This is a genomic window from Tychonema sp. LEGE 07196 (assembly GCF_963890365.1).
GTDB lineage: Bacteria > Cyanobacteriota > Cyanobacteriia > Cyanobacteriales > Microcoleaceae > Microcoleus.
The window spans coordinates 24,520-45,914 of record NZ_CAWPRX010000078.1; the positions used below are offsets into that span (position 1 = coordinate 24,520).

Genomic DNA, 21,395 nt, shown 5'->3' on the forward strand with positions numbered 1-21,395 from the left:
AATGTTATATCTCTTTACCCGCCAACAATCAGCGAGAGACGAGCCAACAAAGGCCAGCTTACTAGCAGTCCCAAAAGTGCAACTCCGAACAAAATGGTCAGGGCGTAAAATTGAGTTTGACCGTTGACGTTGTATTTGAGACTTTGACCGCCTAAAACTGTGGCAAAACCTATTAAATTTACGAATCCGTCAACAATATTGCGATCGACCCAGGATATGATTTGGGATACCAGACCGACGGCAAATACCACTGTGACGCGGTAAAGTTTGGCGGTGTAAAAGTCGTAGGCAAAGAAGTCTTGTACGGCTTGAGAACCAATTCGCACCGGTTTTTCCCACTTTTCGTTGAGATAAATAAATGCCCCTGCACCGATGCCGATCACGCTTGACAAAACTAACAGTCCGGCCGCAGTATAATTCAAAGTTGCCAAAGGCAAAAGTTGCCACGCGGCGAGCAAGTGCGGAACGTGCAAGGTAAATCCCATTAACACGGTCATCGGCAAGATAAAAGGCCAGGAAACTTCGGGGGAACGTTCGGTCATTTGCTTTGGTTTACCACCAAAAACCAAACCGAAAACGCGCACTAAGCCAAAAGCAGTTACACCGTTGACAAACAGCAGGACTCCTAACAGTGAAGGGTGGGTATTCCAAAACCCGCCTGCTAGTTCCGATAAAGCCCAGAAGCAGCCGAAGGGCGGCAGTCCAATTACTCCAGCAGCGCCGACCAGAAACGATATTCCCGATATGGGACGCTTGGGCCACAAACCGCCGAGAGCTCGGACATCCTGAGTGATGCTGTTCCAAACTACTGAACCAATGCTCATCACCAGCAAACCCATTGCCAAGGAATAAGCAAATATCAATGTCAAAGCTGTTTGGGTTTGTCCGGTACCGACGGCGATAAATACTAAGCCCATGTAAGAGCTAACTATATAAGATAGCGTGCGCTTGATGTCGATTTGGGCGATCGCAATTAAGGAAGCACCCACAGCCGTTGCAGCACCTACAATAATAGTTGTCTTCAGTCCCACGGGCGACAAAGCGATGACCGGCTGCAATTTAATCAAAATCCAAGCGCCGGTTTCCACAACTACCGTGTTCCGCAAAATCGTTGCCGGTAGCGGGCCTTCCATCGCCTCATCCAGCCACAGGTGCAAGGGAAACTGAGCGCATTTGCCCATCGGGCCGGCAATCAAAGCTAAACTCAACAGCGTGGCGACGGTGGGGTCGATGTTTGCCGTCTTGGCCCAAACTGCCAATTCATCAAAATTCCAAGTTCCAGCCAGCGGCAGAATTGCAACTACTCCCATCAATAGGAATAAGTCTCCCACCCGCTTGGTCAAGAAAGCGTCGCGGGCTCCTGTCACCACCAAAGACTGATTGAACCACAGCCCGATTAGCAGGTAAGTTCCCAGAGTCAGGACTTCCAAAATCATGTAGCTGAAGAACAGAGAGTTGGACAAAACTAAGCCGCACATCCCAGCTTCAAACAGCCCCATCAGGGAGAAGAACCTCGCCCAGCCCCAGTCCATTTCCATGTAGCCGAAGGCATAAACCTGCGCCACAAAGTTTAGTCCGGTAATCAAAACTGTAGCCCCGACGGTGACAACAGAGATTTCTACGGGAATGGTGAGGTCTAAACCTGCTACATTCAGCCAGGGAATCAACTGCTGTTGTGCCGGTTGGTTCCAGGCTGCGGTTAGGGCTATGACGCCGTGGGCGAAAGCGAAGAAGGTTAAAATGGCGTTTATGTAACCGGAGGGTCTAGGTCCCGTGCGGCGGGTTAGTCCAGGAAACCACAGTATCGACAGAAATGCGCCGATGAGTGGGTAGCAAGGTATAAACCAAACGGTCTGGAGTAAGATTTGAGCCATTGGCACTACCTGTAAATGTTACAAAAAATTAATAATCTGAGAATAATCTCGATCGCCAGTAAAGAAATTTTGGGGGTGACTGCGAATTTCTTGTCGTTTTGAAGCCGGCGCTTCAGAATAGACTTATTAATTTTATATTAAGGATTGCCGGAAATTTTCATATTTGCTGATTAATGGTACTTATCGGGAGATAAATTATACTTATACGATGCAAAAATAAGAGGGCCGGCCAAAAGTCTCCAACCCGCTTGTATAGCGGGTTTTGCCTGTAGAGAAGTAGAGAATCGGTGTTAACCGTCGGTATTTTTTTTAGTGATTAAAGCTGGTCAATTTCCCAAGCTGCTAACGGAAGTTTGGCTTGGCGCTGTCCGATCGCCCTTGCCCTAACATTCAAAAGACCGATCGGCGTATGTAACAAATCTACCAGATCGAGGCGGGCGAGATCACTTTTAGCCGCAGCAACCGGCAACTCCTTTAACAGCCACCTAGCCAGCCGATACAAATATTCGCCTGTGGTAAAGTCACGCATCAAATCGACACCGTGGAGTTCGTGCAAATATTTATTAGATTCGCCGTACCGATACCATTGACTTTGCAACTGTTTTATTGTAGAACGGTGGCGGTGTCGGACGATCGCACTTTCGGCAAAATACATTTTATAGGATGTTTGTCGCAAAATCCGCCAGCACAAATCCGCATCGCCACCACTCGTAAGGTAAGGGCGAAACAAACCGATTCCTGCTAAAATCTGCCTGCGTACAGCTAAGTTAGCCGTTTGACCGTAGGCACAAAAAGGGTGAGCGAGAGTATGTTTTTGAGATAAAGTATTGTCGCGGGCTGCGTGTTTTTCTAAGAGACTATTACCGGGGAGGGCGAGAATTTCCCCCGCGCTAATTCCTACTTCTAAGTCAACAAACGGTTTAACTAAATTTTCCAGCCATTGAGTTTCGGGGCGACAGTCTGCATCGGTAAATGCAATGATTTCGCCTGTGGAGGCGCGAATCCCTTGATTGCGGGCGGCGTAGGAACTTTGAATGCGATTTTCGGTGAAATGGCGAATGGTTATTCTATCCAAATTGCCTCCCCCCCTTACCAAGGGGGGGACTGAGGGGGGGTTCAAGTTTGTAGCTGTTTGGAGAATACTTGAAGTGCGATCGCGACTTTTGTTGTCTACTATGAGATATTCTACACTGTGTGGCGGATAAGTTTGCGATCGCAAACACTCGATTAAATCCGGCAAATCCCTCTCACCGTTATAAACAGGTACCACAACCGAAACAAGGGGTAAAAACTCCGCACTTTTCATTCATCCTCTCTGATGGTTGTTGAATCAATCAGGAATAAAGTCCTTACTACGAACCAGTTTTATTTCACCTTTTTTGAAGTTTTTTTAAATCTAAAACTGGCAAGATGCCCGTTCCACAACTGCATTGAGTTCTTGTGGAACGGGCATCTTATTTGTTTTTTAACATGGCAGAAAACATCAGCTACATATGCTGTAATCTTTATTAATAATCCGCTTTCAACTGTTACCAGCCAACATCAGAATCATTAACACTAACACCCCGTTAGTTAAATAAAAGATCCCAACAACCTGAGTTTCCAGCCAGCCGCACAGTTCTAAATGATGGTGCAGCGGAGCCATTTTTAACAGGCGCTTGCCGATGCCATCCGGGCCTTTTGTAGCTTTGTAATAACCTACTTGAGCAATTACCGACAGCGTTTCTACAAAGAAAATCCCGCTGATAATTAATAATATCCAAAGGCTGTTTGTTAATAAAGCTACCGCACCCAACGCACCGCCCAAAGCTAAGGCCCCTGTATCGCCCATAAACACTTTGGCTGGATTGCGATTGTGAGTTAAGAAACCGAGACAACTGCCGCTGATGCAGGCGCAAAATATCATTAATTCTGGCGAAGTTGAGGCTACAGATGCGCCTAATCCCAAAAGTGCGATCGCCCCTAAACCTCCCATCAACCCATCAACGCCGTCGGTAAGATTAGTAGCATTGCTTTCAGCCACTAACACAAAACCCGCCAGCGGCCAAAACAGCAAACCCAAAGGCAATACCCAACCGAAAGGCAAAGCAATGTTCGTAGAAATTGCTGGATTGTGCAACATTAACCACAGACAAAATAAAGCTGCAAAACCTATTTGCAAAGCTAATTTCATCCGAGGTGAAATACCTTTATTCGACTTGTGGCGCAGAATTTGCCAGTCATCCAGCCAGCCGATGAAACCGTAAGCTAAAGTTAAAGCAGATACTGCCACAACGTCTGAGTTAAAATTAGACCAGAGTAAAGCGACTGCGACTCCCGCCGGTACAAAAAAAACTCCGCCCATTGTTGGAGTTCCGGCTTTTTTCAAGTGGGCTTGGGGGCCGTCTTCGCGAATTATTTGTCCTGCTTTCAGTTTTTGGAGTACGGGAACTATTAGATAGCCCAATCCCGATGCAACGAAAGCACAAACCACTAGGGGTAAAAATAGCGATCGAGGCAAATTCAAAAATCTGCCCGCTGCTACATCTAAACCGATCGCTACAATGCCAAGTCCAAAACCCAGCACGAGCAATAAATTCCGACCTGTAAGTTTGAAAGGTATACTAAAAGGGATTCTTTCATCGACAAAGTTATCCATATCACTCCTGCACACACACCATTTGAGAATAAGCAATTGACAATTGAGGAATAGGGTGGGATACCGGAGATTGCAAAATCTCTTAGTTTTTATTCCCTGTTTCCGGTTGATGCTTTCACCCTGTTATCCGTTATTCGTCGCCTGCACCCGCATCATCTTCAGCTTCTTCTTCTAAATCATCGTAAGGATTGTCGTCAACTGCCATCAGTTCGGGAAATTCTTCTTCGTTGAGATAGTTGGGTTCTTGGACATCCCTTGCTAACAGGCGATTCTGAGATTCCAACCAGTCTAAAAGAGATGATTCCTGCTTTAATGGAATTACGTCCGCAGGCAAGTGGCGAGGGATTTGGCGCAGAGATGGGTTATACATGATTCTCGGTTTCTAAACGGAAAGACGCGATCGAGTAGAGGTAATATTTTGCCGAGTGACTGCTCTTTCGATCAATCGCTTGCACATCCGGCATTTAGCAGCGCTAGGGCATTATACCACAGAGACTGTTTGCTTCCGGATCTCGATAGGATGGCAGACCGAAAAGGAACTTGTCCCGAGCATGGGCCCCAGAATAACACTAAAATCCGCTCTTGCCAATCCTTTTTTAGCCGTAAGTATTGTAATCTGAGACGATCGCCCTTTAACAGATCCAGGACGCAGGGCTCTCTGGCAAGCGGCCGATTCACAACACTCTCCTAGTTTTCGCGTGAAGCCTGATGGCAAATAGCCTCTACATTGTTCAGTCAACTCTCAAGCAATAAATCTCAGGATGGATACCACCGCAGCCGTTTTATACAACAAAGAGGGTTACGACACCACAGGAAAGAGACTTCTGGGGCGTCATGCAGCCGGAGAAGGATTTCTCAAAAGCTTAGTCCAACACGGCACCGCTGACTCTCTCTACTGTTGTGCAGATAGCCAAACCACTTTTGAGGAATTTTGTGCCCGCATCGAACCTTGGCTGGAAACACCTCGGAAAGTCCGCTGGATTCCCACACAGCGGTCGGATTTGCTATCTCAACCGGGGACAATTTACCGACCCGACCCGGCCCTGGCAGACCTGGCTTGGGCGCGCAGATTTGTCGATCAGCGGGCCTACAGCATTTGCGGCGTTACCCACACAATCGGTACAAAATACGTCATGGAGGCGATCGGCGATTCGATCGCCGCACCGATACAGCCTTGGGACGCGCTGATCTGCACCTCTGGGGCCGTGAAAACAGCAGTAGAAGGAGTTCTGACGCAGTGGTCAGAATATTTAGCGCAGCGCAACGGCGGTCAACCGGAAATTTTGATCAAATTGCCAATTATTCCCCTAGGAGTCGATTGCAGCGCGTTTCCGCAGGGTGTGGAAGCAGTTAACAGCCGCCGCCAACAGCGACAAGAACTCGGCATTTCTCCCGGCGATATTGTTGTGTTGTTTGTCGGTAGATTAACTTTTTCGGCAAAAGCCCATCCCGTACCAATGTACATCGCCTTAGAACGGGCAGCACAGCAGACCAAAGCTAAAATCCACCTAATTCAAGCCGGTTGGATCGAAGATTTGAGAGAAGAACCCGACTTTAAAAATAGCGCGCAAATATTTTGTCCCTCCGTAAATGCTATTTTTTTAGACGGCAGAAAGCCGGAAATTAGAATTAATATTTGGTCGGCGGCCGACATTTTTATTTCGCTTTCCGACAACATTCAAGAAACCTTCGGACTGACGCCAATCGAAGCAATGGCTAACGGACTGCCGGCCATAGTTTCTGATTGGAACGGATACAAAGAATCAGTACGCCACGAAATCGATGGCTTCCGCATTCCCACACTCATCCCGCCGCCAGAAGCTTGTTTAGATTTAGCCCTAAATTATCTTGACGGTAGTTTGAATTGGCCGACTTACATGGGTCACACTTCCCTAGCCACAGCAGTTGATATTGATGCTTGTACCCGTGCTTTGTGTCTGTTAATTGACAGCGCAGAATTGAGAAAGCGGATGGGCGAAAATGCCCGACAAAGGGCGAGGGAAATTTATGATTGGAAAGTAGTAATTGCTGCTTACGAACAGTTGTGGCGGGAATTAGCAGAAATTCGGGTTTTGGCACCGGAATCGGCACCTTTAAAACCAGGGAAACCGCCTTATCCGCTAAGCGACGATCCGTTTCGGGTGTTGGGCCATTATGCGACGAGAACTTTAACCAATGATATGATGCTGAGTCTGGGTGCGATCGCCACACCAGAACTTCTGAAAGAGTTGCAGGCTATTTGGTTTAGCAGTTTCGGTCAAGACCGAAGAATCTCTGTTAAGATTCAGATGGAGATGTTAAAGGCGATCGAGCAAAAAGGTACTGTCAGCGCAGGCGAAATTCTCAGGCTTTATGCCAAAAACGAGCAAGAATTAGCACACCTGTATCGGACGCTACTCTATCTCGTAAAATTTGGCGTGCTAGTCATTGGGAATCGGTAATGGTTCATGCTAAATCGAATAAGATTCGGCGGTTTAAACCACTCCTTGTCAAAGGATTTTCGCGGCTAGACTGAAGATTAAAATAAATCTAGGGTTCGCACTACGTACAGAGAAGAAGAGGGCGGTTTGTGCCATTTTTTCAGTCATTTGTATCATATATCCTTAGCTAAATCCGCCCCTAAAAAATGCTAATGACTACTGACTAATGACTAATGACTACTGACTACTGACTAATGACTACTGACTACTGACTAATGACTACTGACTCTTAAAAAACTATGCTTAAAAAATCTGGACTATTAGAGATAATTGCTGGTAAAAATCGCGGTTTGCTGGCGACTCCAAACGACAAACAGGCGATTTTAAGTGCGATCGCCCAATTGGAAGATTACAACCCCACATCTCGCCCCGTCGAAGCCGCAGAGCTTTTAGAAGGTGATTGGCGGTTGTTGTACACCAGCAGTCGCGCCCTGTTGAATATTGACAGTTTTCCGCTGTTAAAATTAGGTCAAATTTATCAATCTATCCGCGTCAAAGAATCAAAGATTTATAACATTGCCGAAGTTTACGGATTGCCTTATTTAGAAGGAATTGTCAGCGTAGCTGCGAGATTTGAGGCCACCTCGGAACGGCGAGTGCAGGTAAAATTTGAGCGGTCGATTTTGGGTTTAAGCAGGTTGATTGGCTATGAATCTCCGGCAAAATATATCAATCAGATTGAGTCTGGTAAAAAGTTCGCTGCTGTAGATTTCAAGCTGGATACTCGCGAACAGCAGGGATGGCTGGATATTACTTATTTGGATGGCGATTTGCGGATCGGGCGCGGCAATGAAGGAAGTGTTTTTGTATTGACAAAAGAGTAGTTTTGTGATGTTTGATTTAGTGCGATCGATCTTTTGCTTGAAAGTTGCGATCGATCTAAAATGATAAAGAAATCGGCTTTTTTGCGGTTTTTGCGGTTTGTAACGTGTCTTTTTAGCAAAAACCGGGTGTCTGGGTTCCCAGCAGATAAATATCAACTTCATTTAGGACAAAGTTATCCTCAATTTGGTTTGGAATCATGACTTCTACAACTGCAAAATTCATGGTATCTCAAGTGGGTGAAATTCCCCAATGGCAACCCGCGACGTGGGAAGATTATGTAGCAGCTTGCGAAAATCCCAAATTTGAGCAAGCAAAAATATTTTTTCACGAAGAATATATTTGGATAAACATGGGTAACGAAGGGCCTCAACACGCCAGATTTAACGATCTTTTTACAATCATATTTTTTGTGTGGTTTACCACCAAAGCAGGACAAAATTTTGATTCTCTTAGCGGTTGTGTCATTGAAAAACCTAAAGTGGGTTCAGGTGCACCCGATAAAGTTTTATACATTGGCGGAGACTTCCACCAATCCCAAAAAGGAGAACCGCGACGCATTAACCTCAATAATTCACGAGTTCCAGATTTAGTCGCAGAGATTTCCGATACTACTTTGACGAGCGATTTAGATGAAAAAAAGCGCTTGTATGCTGCTTTGGGAATTCCTGAATATTGGGTAGTAGATATTAATGGTGTGAGAGTATTAGCATTTCGCTTGCAGGAGAATGGAAAGTATCAGGAATGCTATTTTTCGGTGGCGCTTGAGGGATTGCCGATTGCTTTGCTGTCGGAGACTTTGAAACTTTTGAATGAAGGAAATGGGACGGCGGCGATGTGGTTTGCTCAACAAATTGGGTACTTGTAGGCAGTTTAAATAAATGCAAATATTGTACCATTTCAAAAAAATACAACAATATTTGGTATGGTGGGTGGGAGTATCTCAGTTTTGATAGCCATTGAAATTAATTTTTGAGACGTTTCTCCAAGCCGTCCAGGCTGGGTAGCCATAAATTTTATAATTTGCACAACAAAACCTTACAAAAAATTCTTAATATCACACAAAAAAATGCTCCGACTCTCCCAAACCCAACTTAAAATCCTCGAAGAATGCCCCCGCAAATTTCAATACAGCTACCTAGAACTCCTCGCCACCACCACATCCCCAGAACACAAAGAAAAACTCACATGGGGTAGCCATTTTCACCTCTTGATGCAGCAGCGAGAACTCGGACTTCCCATTGAATCCATCATCCAACAAGACCCCGAACTGGGGCGCTGTGTAGCAGCATTTATCAACGCCGCCCCCGAACTTTTCGCAAAGTCAGAAAATAGCGATCGCATTTTCCGCCAAGCCGAACATCCGCGCATCTTAATTTTTCAAGACTACCTATTTACAGTTATCTACGACTTATTAATCGCCGAACCCAACACAGCCCAAATCCTCGACTGGAAAACCTATCCCCGCCCTCAAAAATCTAAATGGATAGCCGAAAGTTGGCAAACTCGCCTCTATTTATACGTCTTAGTCGAAACCAGCGATTATTCCCCCGAACAAGTTTCTATGACATACTGGTTCGTCCAATTCCAAGGAAAAGAACCGCCGCAAAAACTCACATTTTCTTACAATCAAACAGAACACGATCGCACAAAACAAGATTTAACCCAAATATTGCAGCAGCTAATTGACTGGCGACAGCGCTATACCGAAGGCGGCGAATTCTTCCCGCAAGTAGAAATTAGTGCCAATCTGTGCGATTCCTGTCAATTCGCCACTAGATGCAACCGCACCCAAGACACCCAAATTTCCTCACTAAACCTTCCGGCAGAAACTCCCGCAAATTGGCTGCCAAATCTTGCTATAATCGAGGAAATATCTATTTAATTAAACCTTTTACTATGCAAAATCTTCGGACAGTTTCAATCCTAGACGCATTGGGATGCTAGAAACCCGGTTTCTACGAATTTTGACGGCGAGAAACGAGAAAGTTAGCAAGAAACCGGGTTTCTGAGGTATTCGCGCGCAAGCGAGGGGCGGGTTGATAGATATTGTGGATGTGAATTAAAGATTGTTGGTGAACCCGCCCCTACAGAATTATGGTTAATTTATCTAATAAAAAAATAACTCTAAAAGCTAAAATCTAAAATCTAAAATCTAATGGCCGAACTAGCTCAAAATTGGCAAAATCAACCCATAGCCCAACCCCCAGCTTGGCTAATCCAAGCTGTCAAAAAACACGCGCCAGGACTCCCCGGAAACTATGCCGCCGCACTTCTCTGGCACAGAGGAATTGACAACCCCGAACAAATCCCAGGTTTTCTCAATCCCAAACTTTATCAACCAGCAAGTCCGTTTGAATTCGGACTAGAAATGAACTGGGCGATCGCACGAATTCAGCAAGCAATAAACAACAGCGAGAAAGTCGCAATCTGGGGAGATTTCGATGCCGACGGCATAACTTCAACCTCGGTACTTTGGGACGGACTGGGAGAGTTTTTTGCTCAAAATGACCAACTAACTTATTACATTCCCAACCGCTTAACTGAATCTCACGGACTCAATATCCCCGGCATAGATAAATTACATGAATCTGGAATTAGCTTAATTATTACCTGCGATACCGGCAGTACAAATATTGCTGAAATCGAATATGCTACTAGCTTAAATATCGATACAATTATCACGGATCATCATACATTACCGGACGATCGCCCGCCAGCGACAGCAATCATCAATCCCCGCTACTTTCCCCCCAACCACCAACTGTTTAACCTGTCTGGCGTTGCGGTAGCTTACAAATTAATCGAAGCATTATATCACACATTGCCGGATATTCCGCAGCGCCCGCTCACAGATTTATTGGAGTTAGTGGCGATCGGCTTAATTGCCGATTTAGTCCAACTTACAGGAGACAGCCGCTATTTAGCACAAATCGGCATAGAACAACTGCAAAAACAAATCAAAAATCCCACCCGTCCGGGAGTTGCAAAATTGCTCGATTTGTGCAAAAGAACGGGCGATCGCCCAACCGACATTTCCTTCGGTATCGGCCCTAGAATCAACGCCGTCAGCCGCATTCAAGGCGACGCCAAATTCTGCGTAGAACTCCTCACCAGCCGCGACAAAAAACGCTGCGAAGAACTAGCAAATTTAACCGAAATTGCCAACACCCGACGCAAATCTTTACAAAAAGATGTTGCCAAAGATGCAGCCGAAAAACTCGCCAAACTCGACCTTTCAACTACTAGCGTTATTGTCCTCAGCGACCCCCAATGGCCCGTAGGAGTATTAGGATTAGTCGCAGGACAAATCGCCCAAGAATACGGCCGACCCGTAATTTTATTCTGCACAGAAGGAAGCGAAAAAATTAACCCCAGTCTTGCGGAAACACAAGTAATTGATTCTTTAAACCCGGATTTGGCAACAGTTTCCCCATCCAAAAGCCAAAATCCCAAAGCCCCAATCGCCAGGGGTTCGGCGCGTTCCGCCAATCAAATCGACCTTTACCAATTAGTCAAAGACCAAGCGCATTTATTGGACAGATTCGGCGGTCATCCCTTCGCCGCCGGATTGAGTCTCCCCGTTGAAAATATCCCCATATTTACCGATGCCGTAAATCAACAACTCCGACAACAATACAGCACAGATAGTTTAACAGCAGCCCCCGTTCAAGCAGATTTAAAAATTACTGTAGCCGAGTTAGGGAAAGAGTTATTTCAAGAACTCAAATTGCTCGAACCCTGCGGTATGGGCAACCCAGCACCAAAATTGCTGGTTGAAAACTGCTGGTTTCAGAATATCAAAAATAAGAATATTCAAGATTTAAAAGGAAACCAAGTAAAGTATATCAAAACTTCTTTTGAAGTTTGGGATGAATCTAGCGATAGAGGATTTCCCGGCATTTGGTGGGGACACTACCGAGACGAAGTTCCTCAAGGGCGGTGCCATGCAACTGTCGAACTTGATTTCAATACTTACACGTCGGACTATGAAGTGCGGTTGATTTCTGTGCAAGAATCCAGGGATGAGAAACAAGTTAATCCCCAGACAAAAATAGATTGGATTGTAGACTGGCGGAATAGAAATAACGATGAAGAGTTGTTAGCAGCTAGCAGAAACTTAGGATCTCAAATGCTGGCAGAAAATCCCGACTATTTGGAAATAGCCGATCGCGAAAACTCAATTATCCTCAAAGAATGTCCAGCAAGCTGGGACGAACTGCGGATCTGGTTTCGGAAAGCGCAGCAGACTAAGCAAAAACTGGCGATCGCCTACAGTTTACCCCCACCATTGCCCCCACAGCAAATCTGCCAACAGCTTATCGGCATCGCCAAATACCTCAGCCGCACCAACAAACCAGTCACCAGACACCAACTAACCCAAAAACTAGGCATCGGCGACACACCCCTGCGATGGGGGTTCACAACCCTAAAAAATCTCGGTTTCCAAGTCAATTATCGCGATCGAGCTTTTCACATCACCAGACAACCGGAAACCGCAGAAAAGGGAGAGAAAATCTCCAAAGCCTTATTTTCTAGTCCCTCAACCCAATTCGACGAGCCCAATTTTCCGCCAGCAGTCGGTTTTGTAGCGCAATTCCTAGCAGCAGTCTCCGAAGAACAATTCCGCAGGAAATATTTTTGTGAAGTACCCCTTTCCACCATTGTGTCGATCGCGCGCGAGACCGTTGTCCAAGAAGATTCTACAGAAAATTTCTTTTAACCTAATCTTTGCAACCCTTGTTAAACAAGGGCTTTTGGGCTTTTTTCAGCTATGAGTTCACGCTTGCGCTGGTGGCGCGGGGTTCCAAAGGTTGTGAAGCGAAAAACTTTGTTGTGGAGATCGCTTGACAGACCGATTCCTGACGCCGGTACAACAACTCAGTTCTAAGAAATATCTTAGTTCTCAATTGATGCCGATAAAATAAGGCATAGGACAATGGGAGTTATCCCTTGCGAGTCACGCCCACAAACTCAAAAGTGATAACTCACAGCCCAAAACCAAAAACTTCCCCACCGCTTTGAGTCGATCGCACATCTCCAATTTAAAAGCCCTATGATCCTCTGTCCCCGCTGCCAATTTGAAAATCCCAATCTAAACAAGTTTTGTCAACAATGCGGAAATTCCCTAATTTACAAACCTTGCCATGAATGCGGAGCCCAAGTCGCTGTTAGCGCCGCATTATGTCAAAATTGCGGCACCGCAACAGGTCAAGTGTGGCGGGCAATTATCTGCAGTCCGTCGAAATTTCTAGCAGTCCCGCCAGACCAGTCAACCATACCCCCAGCCGAATTTGCCCAAAAAACCGACAACCTTCTAGAAACCGCATCAGCCCAAAACTCTCCCGAACCGATCGCCAACCCGATTAAAACAGAAATTACCGCCGACGCAGCAACAGGCACCACACCAAATTCTCCGCAGCCCGATGCCGCCGAATTCAGCAGCCCAGAAAATATTGACCCAAAAAATATCGTGGAGGCGATCGTCCCAGCATCCTTGCAAACAGACCAAAAAAGCTCTACAACAGCACCAGAGCGCGAAATAACCTTATCTGAAAGCAATTTCATCACCGCACCACAGCCAGCTCCTACCCCACAAAAAACAGAGAACCCAGAGGTCGCATCTCCCCAACCCCCAGAAATCCCCGTCCCCAATTCCGAATATTTAATTTCTTCCCAGCCTGCAGGAGATTATCTAGACAGCCAACAGCGTTACCAACTCCTAGAAACCCTGCCGGCGAGAAAACCCTCAGACACAGTAGCAGTAAAAGTATTAGACACTCAGCCGCTGCAAATGTCACCGCTCAAAGCAATGTTAGCAGCCAACTCTGCCAGCGTCGCCAAACGAACTTCACCCTACAAAGCAATCCAAGACGGAGACAATTCGACCAATTCGGCCTTAGCAGAGCTTTGCCAAGGCATAGCCGAACCTTATCTAGCACTCCGCTGGCAATTTTCTCACAACCTGCCAGTCATTCACGATAGCTGGTCAGACAACAAACAGGCAGTGCTGCTGCTAGAAAACTGCTCCCAATGGCCGCTGCTGGTAGAACGGTGGAGTCAGCCGGAAACATCCATCCAGCAAATTGTGTACTGGCTGCACGAAATGACAGAACTGTGGGCAGCCCTAGAACCTTGGCGCTGTCGGCAAAGCTTGCTGGAACTGACAAATTTGCGGGTCAACCCCGACACTTCCTTTTCCTTTGCCTCTTTGCGGATGCAATACCTCTATCCCGAACCCGCCGGCTCAAACCTGCAACTAATAGATTTGGGGCAATTGTGGGAGACGATATTTAACCAGTCCGCTCGCACTCAGTTTGGCGCATTGCTGGAACTGCTGCAACAAATGTACCGAGGCGAGATTGATACCATCGAAGAATTGCGATCGCGCCTAGAAACCGTTCCCCTCGAACTCCAAACCCCACCAGCAGCAACCTTAACCCTAACCCCCACCCGTTTCCAAAATAGCATCCCCGACAACTCGCCCTCCGACGCTGGCGAAGTCTTAACGCAGCCCATGCCAGTCCAGATGTACAGCTTAGAAGACTCAGGCCTCACCGATGTCGGCCGCACCCGCGACCACAACGAAGACTTCTTCAGCATCTGGACTCAGATAGACAAACTCGAAACCTGCTTCGGTCGCATCTTTCAAACCAAAGGGCTTTACATTCTCTGCGACGGGATGGGCGGACACGACAGCGGAGAAGTAGCAAGTCAACTAGCCGCTGAAACCCTCAGAGACTTCTTTCAAAACTGTTGGGAAAATCAACTCCCCCAGGCCGACACCATCCGCGAAGGAGTGATCCTCGCCAACAAAGCCATCTTTGAAATCAATCAAAACGACAAACGCTCCGGCAGCGCCCGCATGGGTACAACTTTAGTCGCAGTCTTAGTTCAAGACACCAAATTCGCCGTGGCCCACGTCGGTGACAGCCGCCTCTACCGACTCAGAAAAGGCCAGCCCCTAGAAAAAATTACCTCAGACCACGAAGTCGGACAGCGCGAAATTAAGCGCGGGATTGACCCGGAAACTGCCTATTCCCGTCCCGACGCCTATCAACTAACTCAAGCCCTCGGCCCGCGAGACGGTAATTTTCTCAAGCCTGACGTGCAGTTTTTAGACTTGTGCGAAGATACTTTATTGATTTTGGCCTCCGACGGCCTGACAGATAATGATTTGCTCGAAACTAATTGGCCAAGCACTCTCGAACCTCTGTTGAATCCCCAGACTAATCTGGATCGCGGAGTTGCCGAGTTGATTGAATTAGGCAACAAATGCAACGGTCACGACAACCTCACGGCAATTATCATTCGCGCCCAGGTAGGCGCATTTCGCTTTTAGATTTTGGATGCTGTCCACTGTTCCAAAGCAGCGCCCTTGTCCGCTAGGTTAAAACTGTAATTGTTGGGCTATCTGGAACAGGAACGGCCTTTTCCCGGCAAGGCTTGACTTTCTGTCCTCTTACCTGAATTGCGATTTAATTAAGTGAATGCTTAATCTATCTACGATCAAAAACTTGTTGTGCTTCCGGTCATCGGCAACCAATGCTGCTAAAAAAACGAGTTTTTGATTGTGAGTCTGACAATCTTTTGCTCGATCGGGAAAACGCAGCGATTATTCGATCTCTCATTTGCATTATTATCGGTTAGCAAGGATAGGCCGTTCTGAATTCGTGCCTGTAGACTGGAAGCAACCGACTCCCGAAAAAGAAGCAGGAAATAAAATAAGTTTCAAATGTGTCCTTGATGTCAGTCTTGTCCACCTTATCTAAATCTTACCGGGCAGAATTAATCCTATGAATCGAAAATGCTGCTGACTCTTTTAGATCCAGAAAAACAGACCCCCCTGCAACAGTGGAGTTTCGAGAGCGAGTCCATTGTCCGCATCGGCCGTTCTCCTGAAAATCACGTTGTGATCCCCAATGCTCTTGTGTCGCGCGAACACTTGGAATTGCAAAGAGTTAAAAGCGGCACCGACAGTCAGTGGTACTTAGTCAATTCGGGAACAAATGGCACTTTTGTTAACGGTATTCTCATGTCTCAGGGTTGGATCTCCGACGGTGTGCTGATCCAGTTGGCGCGGGGCGGCCCAACTCTGCATTTCCAAGCTGTCACGATTGAACTCGGCGGCAAAATTGAGGCGATCCCTACCGCCCATACTGCCACCCCTAGGTGTACCCACGCGGGAAACCCGCCGGGGAATTTATTCTGCATCCACTGCGGCGAACCGATTAAAGTCGATCGCACTATCCGTCACTACCAAGTGCTGCGAACCTTGGGCCAAGGCGGTATGGGGACAACGACTTTAGCTTGGGATCGAGAGAAAGCCAAAGTTCAAAAACCCGGAAGTTCTCCCGCAGCTTCTTTGGTAGTCCTCAAAGAAATGAATGCTGATATGGCTCAAATAGGTAAAGCTCAAGAACTGTTTGAACGCGAAGCTAAAACTCTCAAGGCCCTCCACCATCCGGGAATTCCTCAGTTTTTTGACTTTTTTGTCGAAGGGGGGAAAAAATATTTAGTAATGGAAATGCTTCACGGCGAGGATTTAGAAAAACGCATCTACAACCGCGGCCCTGTTGCTCCCAAACAGGCGATCGAGTGGATGATCCAAACCTGTGAAATTTTGGATTACATTCATTCTCAAAAACCCCCGATTGTCCACCGGGATATTAAACCTGCTAATTTGCTGGTGCGCCACCGCGACAATGGCATTACAGTGCTGGATTTTGGTGCGGTTAAAGAAATCGGCACTCCACCGGGCACTCGCATCGGCGTTGAAGGCTACACCGCACCGGAACAAGACCGGGGACAACCTCTCCCTCAGTCTGATTTATATGCGATCGGGCCTACTTTAATTTTTTTGCTGACGGGCGAAAGCCCTCAAAAGTTTTATGGCAAAATCACTCAAGGTTACGGGTTTAAGCTGGAAAATATTCCGACGATCGCACGTTCGTTGCGCGAGACCATTTTGCGAACCACAGCAACTAAACCGGGCGATCGTTTTCAAACCGCTAAACAATTAGCTAGAGCTTTAGCAGCTTGCCTTTAAGAGAAGGAAGAAGGAAGTTCGGCAACGAGCAATGTACGGGATGTAACGGATGTAACGGATGTAAGTCCGTCGGAAGAAGGAAGAAGGAAGAAGGAAGAAGGAAGAAGGAAGAAGGAAGAAGGAAGAAGGAAGAGGAAAGAGGGAAGAAGTTAGAAGCGGCAAATTTATTGATAAATTTACCCGATCGCCTGTTAATTTCTCCCAGATACCAAAGCCCTCAGTCTGGGCTGTTATTCCTCGTCCCAAGCTTCTACAGCGATCAACTCGCTAACGGGATCTTGCATAGAAAAATCAAACTCTAGGAGTTGCTGTTTCCAGTAAGGCCATTCGTCCCCATAAAGCAAAGCTATTTTCCAAATACTGTCTGTCGGCTTGATAATGTCAGACGTGACGAGAGAATGCACCTGACGCTGGAACTTAACCATCGGCTGAATCACCTTCTGGCTCATAATACCTCTTGAATTGTTTAAATCTTGTGTAATTACCACTTCCCAGCGCACACTCTTTATCGCAGTTTCGCCAAGAACAGTCTAGCCAAGATACGTGTAGATTTTAGTCGGGAAGCTACATATTCAACTTGTATCTTAACACAGTTCGTTTTGACAAGGCCCTATAAGCAAGACTGAAGAGTCAAGATTGACTTCAAAGAATTAATCATCTTTAAAATGTCACGCTATATGCTGTCGAGCGGCCGTGGGAAGTTTGCCGCCTCGATTGTTTCCACATATCATAGCATATGCTGCAAAGGCTGCGTTCGGCTTATTTTTGACAAGGCTGAGTTGGCGATCGACTGAAATTACTCTTTCGCTGCTACAGTCTAATTTCCGCTTTCGGGCGAGTCAAGCATTCGTTTCAACTTCGGCGCTAGTGAAAGCTGCCAGAGTTGGGACTCAACTGCATAAACTAATTATAGCTCTAATCACGGCAAAGGTGGTCAAAAATGGTTAGATAATGTTGATCGGAATCCGCGCGACTGTCGGTAGAACATTCTAGGCCGCCCGACGCAGGCGTGCCAGCAAGTTCCCAACCCATAGTCCTAATGCACTAAATCTAAAATCTAAAATCTAAAATCTAAAATTGCATGACTTGGACAAGGCGACACATTCTCACTCTAGCTGATTTTACCTCCGACGAATACGACACGGTGCTGCAAACTGCGGCCAGTTTTCGCGAGGTGCTCGGCCGCCGCACGAAGAAAGTGCCGGCCCTGCAGGGTCAAGTGGTCGCGAATTTGTTTTTTGAACCCTCCACCCGGACTCGCAACAGTTTTGAATTGGCGGCGAAGCGGCTGTCGGCGGATACGCTGAATTTTACCCCTGGTAGTTCTTCTCTGACGAAGGGAGAGACTATTCTGGATACAGCTAAGACTTATCTGGCGATGGGAACGGATTTGATGGTAGTCCGCCACGAACAAGCTGGAGTTCCGAGCACAATTGCTTCGGAAATGGATCGGTTGGGTTCGAGAGTCAGCGTTCTCAATGCCGGAGACGGCCAGCACGAACATCCGTCCCAAGGTTTGCTAGATTTATTTACTATCTGTTCTCTGTTAGATAGCGAAGGCCCGCGGCTGGAACTTTTAGCGGGCAAAAAAATTGCTGTGGTGGGGGATATCTTGCATTCGCGGGTGGCGAGGTCGAATATTTGGAGTCTTACGGCTTCTGGGGCACAGGTTCATTTGGCCGGGCCGCCGACTTTGCTGCCGCTGTTGTTTGCTGAGTGCGGCGATGTTCGTCCAGGTAAGTTATTTTTGCACTGGCAGCTTGAACCTGCTTTGGCTGATGCTGATTTTGTGATGACTTTGCGGCTGCAAAAGGAACGGATGAGCCAGCATTTGCTGCCGAGTTTACGAGAGTATCATTCTTTGTATGGGGTGACGCGCGATCGGCTCAAACTCTGCAAGCCGGATGTGAAGGTTTTGCACCCAGGCCCGGTTAACCGCGGCGTGGAAATTAGCTCGGATTTGATGGACGATCCCCAATTTAGTCTGATTTCTCAGCAAGTTACCAGTGGCGTCGCGGTGCGGATGGCTTTACTGTATCTGATCGGCGGCGGTAAAGTTTAGCTTGTGGGCTGTTAGTGATTCTCAGGAGCGATCGCCTCTTTAAAATATAATCGTTACCCGGTCAGCCCGGGTAACGATTAAAACTCTTTCTAGAAAATGTAAATTTATCTAGTTAAGAATTAGTTGATCCAGGCAGTAGAAATCCAGCCGCCGCCTTGGAGTTGGGCCCAGCCGTGTCTGTAACGACCTGTCAATGCCACGTTATCTCCATTGTATAGCTTGCCGATGACACGAGCGCAGCCATTGGGGCGGTGGCGGATATTTAGGCGACCGCCGTTGGTGGCAACTTCGCCGTAGCGGTTATAGCCATGACCGCCGCCGCAGCGTTGTTTGTAGCAACCGGCCTGCGCTTCGCCAGCGACTCCCATAACAGATAAGGCTACTGCCATACCTGCAACGCCTACCAATGCAGAAGTAGGAACTTTCAGTTCCAGTTGGAGTTCGGACTCTGGAGATTCATAAGCAACAAAAGAATGATTCAATGCTAGTGCTTCCATAGTTTCCTCATGATTATTGTTAACAGTTGTTGATGCAGACTCAGGTCAAAACGTTAGATTAACAGCCCAAACCATTAATTTGTGGGTAAAAAAAGGTACAAAAGGGCGTTACAGTCTTGCTTTGCCGAGTATTCGCTTGCTTGGCCTGAAATCTGCACAAGTACATCATGTCATTTAACCAGCTTTCGGGAACAAAAAATAAATAAAGTTTACATTTTTTCCTAAAAATTTGGACGGGGTGGCTCGGTATGAGCGCCGAATGAAAGTTAACTGTGTCATCAAAAAGGGAACGCAGTCATCGCTTGGGTTGTGAAATTCCCTGCCGCGACTCTGGCATAATACGACTTATTTTGCTGTGCTTGCTGATTGATTTGCCCTTGGCGATAGACAGCTATTCGATCTCGCGCAAACAGACTTCTCGCTCTTGACCACTGTCGGAATTTGATTCTGGTGAGTTATATTTTTGCCGATCGCACTGCTACAACTATTCGGGCAGATTCCCGAAGATAGATAGCTAGGCTTCACAACTATATTGCTAAAAATTGATTTTTATGTATGCGTGACATGATGCAAGATAAATCGATCGCGACTGGATTTGTGTCAAGATCGATCGAGTTCTCCAGCATCACCTCTTTGGCAATGAACTCTATTTCTGCACTTGCGATCGGCACAATACCTCAATGCCATGAATCAGACAGCTTCGCCATTACTATAGCGCCGTTATCTGTAGAAGAAATATACACTTTGGCAGATGACCCCGCCAACGGAGCGGTGGTAATGATGAGCGGTACAGTCCGCAACCAAACTGACGGTCAAGCTGTAGTTTCCCTAGAATATCAAGCCTACGAACCAATGGCCGTGCGAGTATTCCAGCAAATCGCTACGGAAATCCGCCGTCAGTGGGCCGATGTCAATCGGGTCGTCATTCACCACCGCGTCGGACACTTGCAGGTGGGGGAAATCAGCGTACTGGTGGCTGTGGGCTGTCCCCACCGGGACTCGGCCTTTGCAGCTTGTCAATACGCCATAGATACGCTCAAACACAACGTACCGATTTGGAAAAAGGAACATTGGGCCGACGGTTCTAGCAGTTGGGTTAGTATTGGAGCGTGCGAAGTTGTCGGTCATTAGTCATTAGTCATTGGTTATTGGTTGTTTGTTATCAAGGCTTTTCGGGATCGTTTCCCATGCCCCAGTCTCCATCTCTTCTCCTGTTTGGGAACTTGCGACGATCGGCCAGCGTCAACAAATGTGGAATGTTCGATGAGCCAATTCCACCCATGAGCGACTTTATTTCCGTGTCCTGGTCTGCGGTTGTGGCGACCGTTCAAAGAGTGCAATTGCCAGCCGAAAAACTCTCTAATTATGACTTGGTGTTGCGATGTCAGGAAGGAAGCCGACCTGAGAGCACAGCTTTTTCAGAACTGTTGAAGCGGTATCAGTCCCACGTAGACAGGGTTCTCTATCACTTGGCCCCCGATTGGCAAGACCGAGCCGACTTGGCTCAGGAAGTGTGGATTCGGGTCTACCGCAATATTAACCGCTTGCAAGAGCCTGTTAAATTTCGGGGCTGGCTGAGTCGCATCGCCACTAATTTGTTTTACGATGAGTTGCGAAAGCGCAAGCGCGTGCGAACTCCTCTGTCCCTGGACGTACCCAGGGCTCTGGAAGATGGGGAGATTGATTGGGAAATTCCGGCGGACAGTCCGGGGCCTGATGATGATTTGACGACTAGAGAATTTTATGACGAGTTGCGATCGGCGATCGCCGATTTGCCGGAAGTTTTCCGCACGACAATTGTTTTGAGAGAAATTGAAGGTTTAGCCTATGAGGAAATAGCGGAAATAACCGGAGTTTCTTTGGGAACGGTCAAGTCGAGAATTGCTAGAGCTCGCCAAAGATTGCAATTGCAATTGCAAAAATATCTCGACGGTCATTAGTAAAATTCAGTCAATTTGAGATTGTACATACTT

Annotated in this window: 17 protein-coding genes; 11 read left to right on the top strand and 6 right to left on the bottom strand. The window is 46.9% G+C overall.

What is annotated here, in order from left to right; all coding sequences use genetic code 11:
* Nucleotides 1-14: 14 nt before the first annotated feature.
* From AACV78_RS09825 to AACV78_RS09840, 4 genes are all read right to left on the bottom strand, one after another.
* On the bottom strand, nt 15-1,874 hold the full coding sequence (locus AACV78_RS09825; RefSeq protein ID WP_194010309.1) for an NAD(P)H-quinone oxidoreductase subunit F: 1,860 nt from the start codon (nt 1,872-1,874) through the stop codon (nt 15-17).
* A 316-nt stretch (nt 1,875-2,190) separates the two neighbouring features.
* Nucleotides 2,191-3,180 carry a glycosyltransferase family 2 protein gene (locus AACV78_RS09830; protein ID WP_194074282.1) on the bottom strand — a complete coding sequence of 330 codons (990 nt, stop codon included), beginning with the start codon at nt 3,178-3,180 and terminating at the stop codon, nt 2,191-2,193.
* Nucleotides 3,181-3,396: 216 nt separating this feature from the next.
* Nucleotides 3,397-4,512, bottom strand: coding sequence for a phospho-N-acetylmuramoyl-pentapeptide-transferase (mraY, locus tag AACV78_RS09835; RefSeq protein WP_194010308.1), 1,116 nt, complete (start codon nt 4,510-4,512; stop codon nt 3,397-3,399).
* A 130-nt stretch (nt 4,513-4,642) separates the two neighbouring features.
* Nucleotides 4,643-4,882, bottom strand: coding sequence for a DUF3134 domain-containing protein (locus tag AACV78_RS09840; RefSeq protein WP_194010307.1), 240 nt, complete (start codon nt 4,880-4,882; stop codon nt 4,643-4,645).
* A 391-nt stretch (nt 4,883-5,273) separates the two neighbouring features.
* Between AACV78_RS09840 and AACV78_RS09845 the strand changes: the two genes are divergently transcribed.
* From AACV78_RS09845 to AACV78_RS09880, 8 genes are all read left to right on the top strand, one after another.
* Nucleotides 5,274-6,953, top strand: a complete 1,680-nt coding sequence (locus AACV78_RS09845) for a glycosyltransferase family 4 protein (RefSeq protein WP_194010306.1) — start codon at nt 5,274-5,276, stop codon at nt 6,951-6,953.
* Between the two features lie 278 nt (nt 6,954-7,231).
* A complete protein-coding gene (locus AACV78_RS09850) occupies nt 7,232-7,816 on the top strand; it encodes a PAP/fibrillin family protein (RefSeq protein ID WP_194010305.1) in 585 nt (194 codons plus the stop codon).
* Between the two features lie 197 nt (nt 7,817-8,013).
* A complete protein-coding gene (locus AACV78_RS09855) occupies nt 8,014-8,682 on the top strand; it encodes a Uma2 family endonuclease (protein WP_194010304.1) in 669 nt (222 codons plus the stop codon).
* A gap of 201 nt (nt 8,683-8,883) precedes the next feature.
* Complete coding sequence (locus AACV78_RS09860) at nt 8,884-9,699, top strand: PD-(D/E)XK nuclease family protein (protein ID WP_194010303.1); 816 nt, start codon at nt 8,884-8,886, stop codon at nt 9,697-9,699.
* 273 nt (nt 9,700-9,972) lie between these two features.
* Nucleotides 9,973-12,537 carry a single-stranded-DNA-specific exonuclease RecJ gene (locus AACV78_RS09865; RefSeq protein WP_194010302.1) on the top strand — a complete coding sequence of 855 codons (2,565 nt, stop codon included), beginning with the start codon at nt 9,973-9,975 and terminating at the stop codon, nt 12,535-12,537.
* A 333-nt stretch (nt 12,538-12,870) separates the two neighbouring features.
* Complete coding sequence (locus AACV78_RS09870; RefSeq protein WP_194074283.1) at nt 12,871-15,156, top strand: serine/threonine phosphatase; 2,286 nt, start codon at nt 12,871-12,873, stop codon at nt 15,154-15,156.
* A 465-nt stretch (nt 15,157-15,621) separates the two neighbouring features.
* On the top strand, nt 15,622-16,863 hold the full coding sequence (locus AACV78_RS09875; RefSeq protein ID WP_194012622.1) for a protein kinase domain-containing protein: 1,242 nt from the start codon (nt 15,622-15,624) through the stop codon (nt 16,861-16,863).
* Nucleotides 16,854-17,165: a hypothetical protein gene (locus AACV78_RS09880; RefSeq protein ID WP_194012630.1), complete on the top strand. Its 312-nt coding sequence runs from the start codon at nt 16,854-16,856 to the stop codon at nt 17,163-17,165. Before AACV78_RS09875 ends, AACV78_RS09880 begins: the two co-directional genes overlap by 10 nt.
* Here AACV78_RS09880 and AACV78_RS09885 read toward each other — a convergent pair.
* Complete coding sequence (locus AACV78_RS09885) at nt 17,094-17,312, bottom strand: DUF4327 family protein (RefSeq protein ID WP_193973492.1); 219 nt, start codon at nt 17,310-17,312, stop codon at nt 17,094-17,096. The genes AACV78_RS09880 and AACV78_RS09885 overlap by 72 nt on opposite strands.
* Nucleotides 17,313-17,944: 632 nt before the next feature.
* Between AACV78_RS09885 and AACV78_RS09890 the strand changes: the two genes are divergently transcribed.
* Complete coding sequence (locus AACV78_RS09890; RefSeq protein ID WP_194012623.1) at nt 17,945-18,925, top strand: aspartate carbamoyltransferase catalytic subunit; 981 nt, start codon at nt 17,945-17,947, stop codon at nt 18,923-18,925.
* 119 nt (nt 18,926-19,044) lie between these two features.
* On the opposite strand, the gene AACV78_RS09895 is transcribed toward AACV78_RS09890, so the two are convergent.
* Entirely contained in the window at nt 19,045-19,422 is a 378-nt protein-coding gene (locus tag AACV78_RS09895; RefSeq protein ID WP_194012624.1) for an SH3 domain-containing protein, read from the bottom strand.
* Nucleotides 19,423-20,061: 639 nt separating this feature from the next.
* On the opposite strand from AACV78_RS09895, the gene AACV78_RS09900 reads away from it, so the two are divergent.
* Together AACV78_RS09900 and AACV78_RS09905 are read left to right on the top strand one after the other, a co-directional pair.
* Nucleotides 20,062-20,553, top strand: a complete 492-nt coding sequence (locus AACV78_RS09900) for a molybdenum cofactor biosynthesis protein MoaE (protein ID WP_194012628.1) — start codon at nt 20,062-20,064, stop codon at nt 20,551-20,553.
* Between the two features lie 149 nt (nt 20,554-20,702).
* A complete protein-coding gene (locus AACV78_RS09905; protein WP_194012629.1) occupies nt 20,703-21,362 on the top strand; it encodes a sigma-70 family RNA polymerase sigma factor in 660 nt (219 codons plus the stop codon).
* The last annotated feature ends 33 nt before the right edge of the window (nt 21,363-21,395 follow it).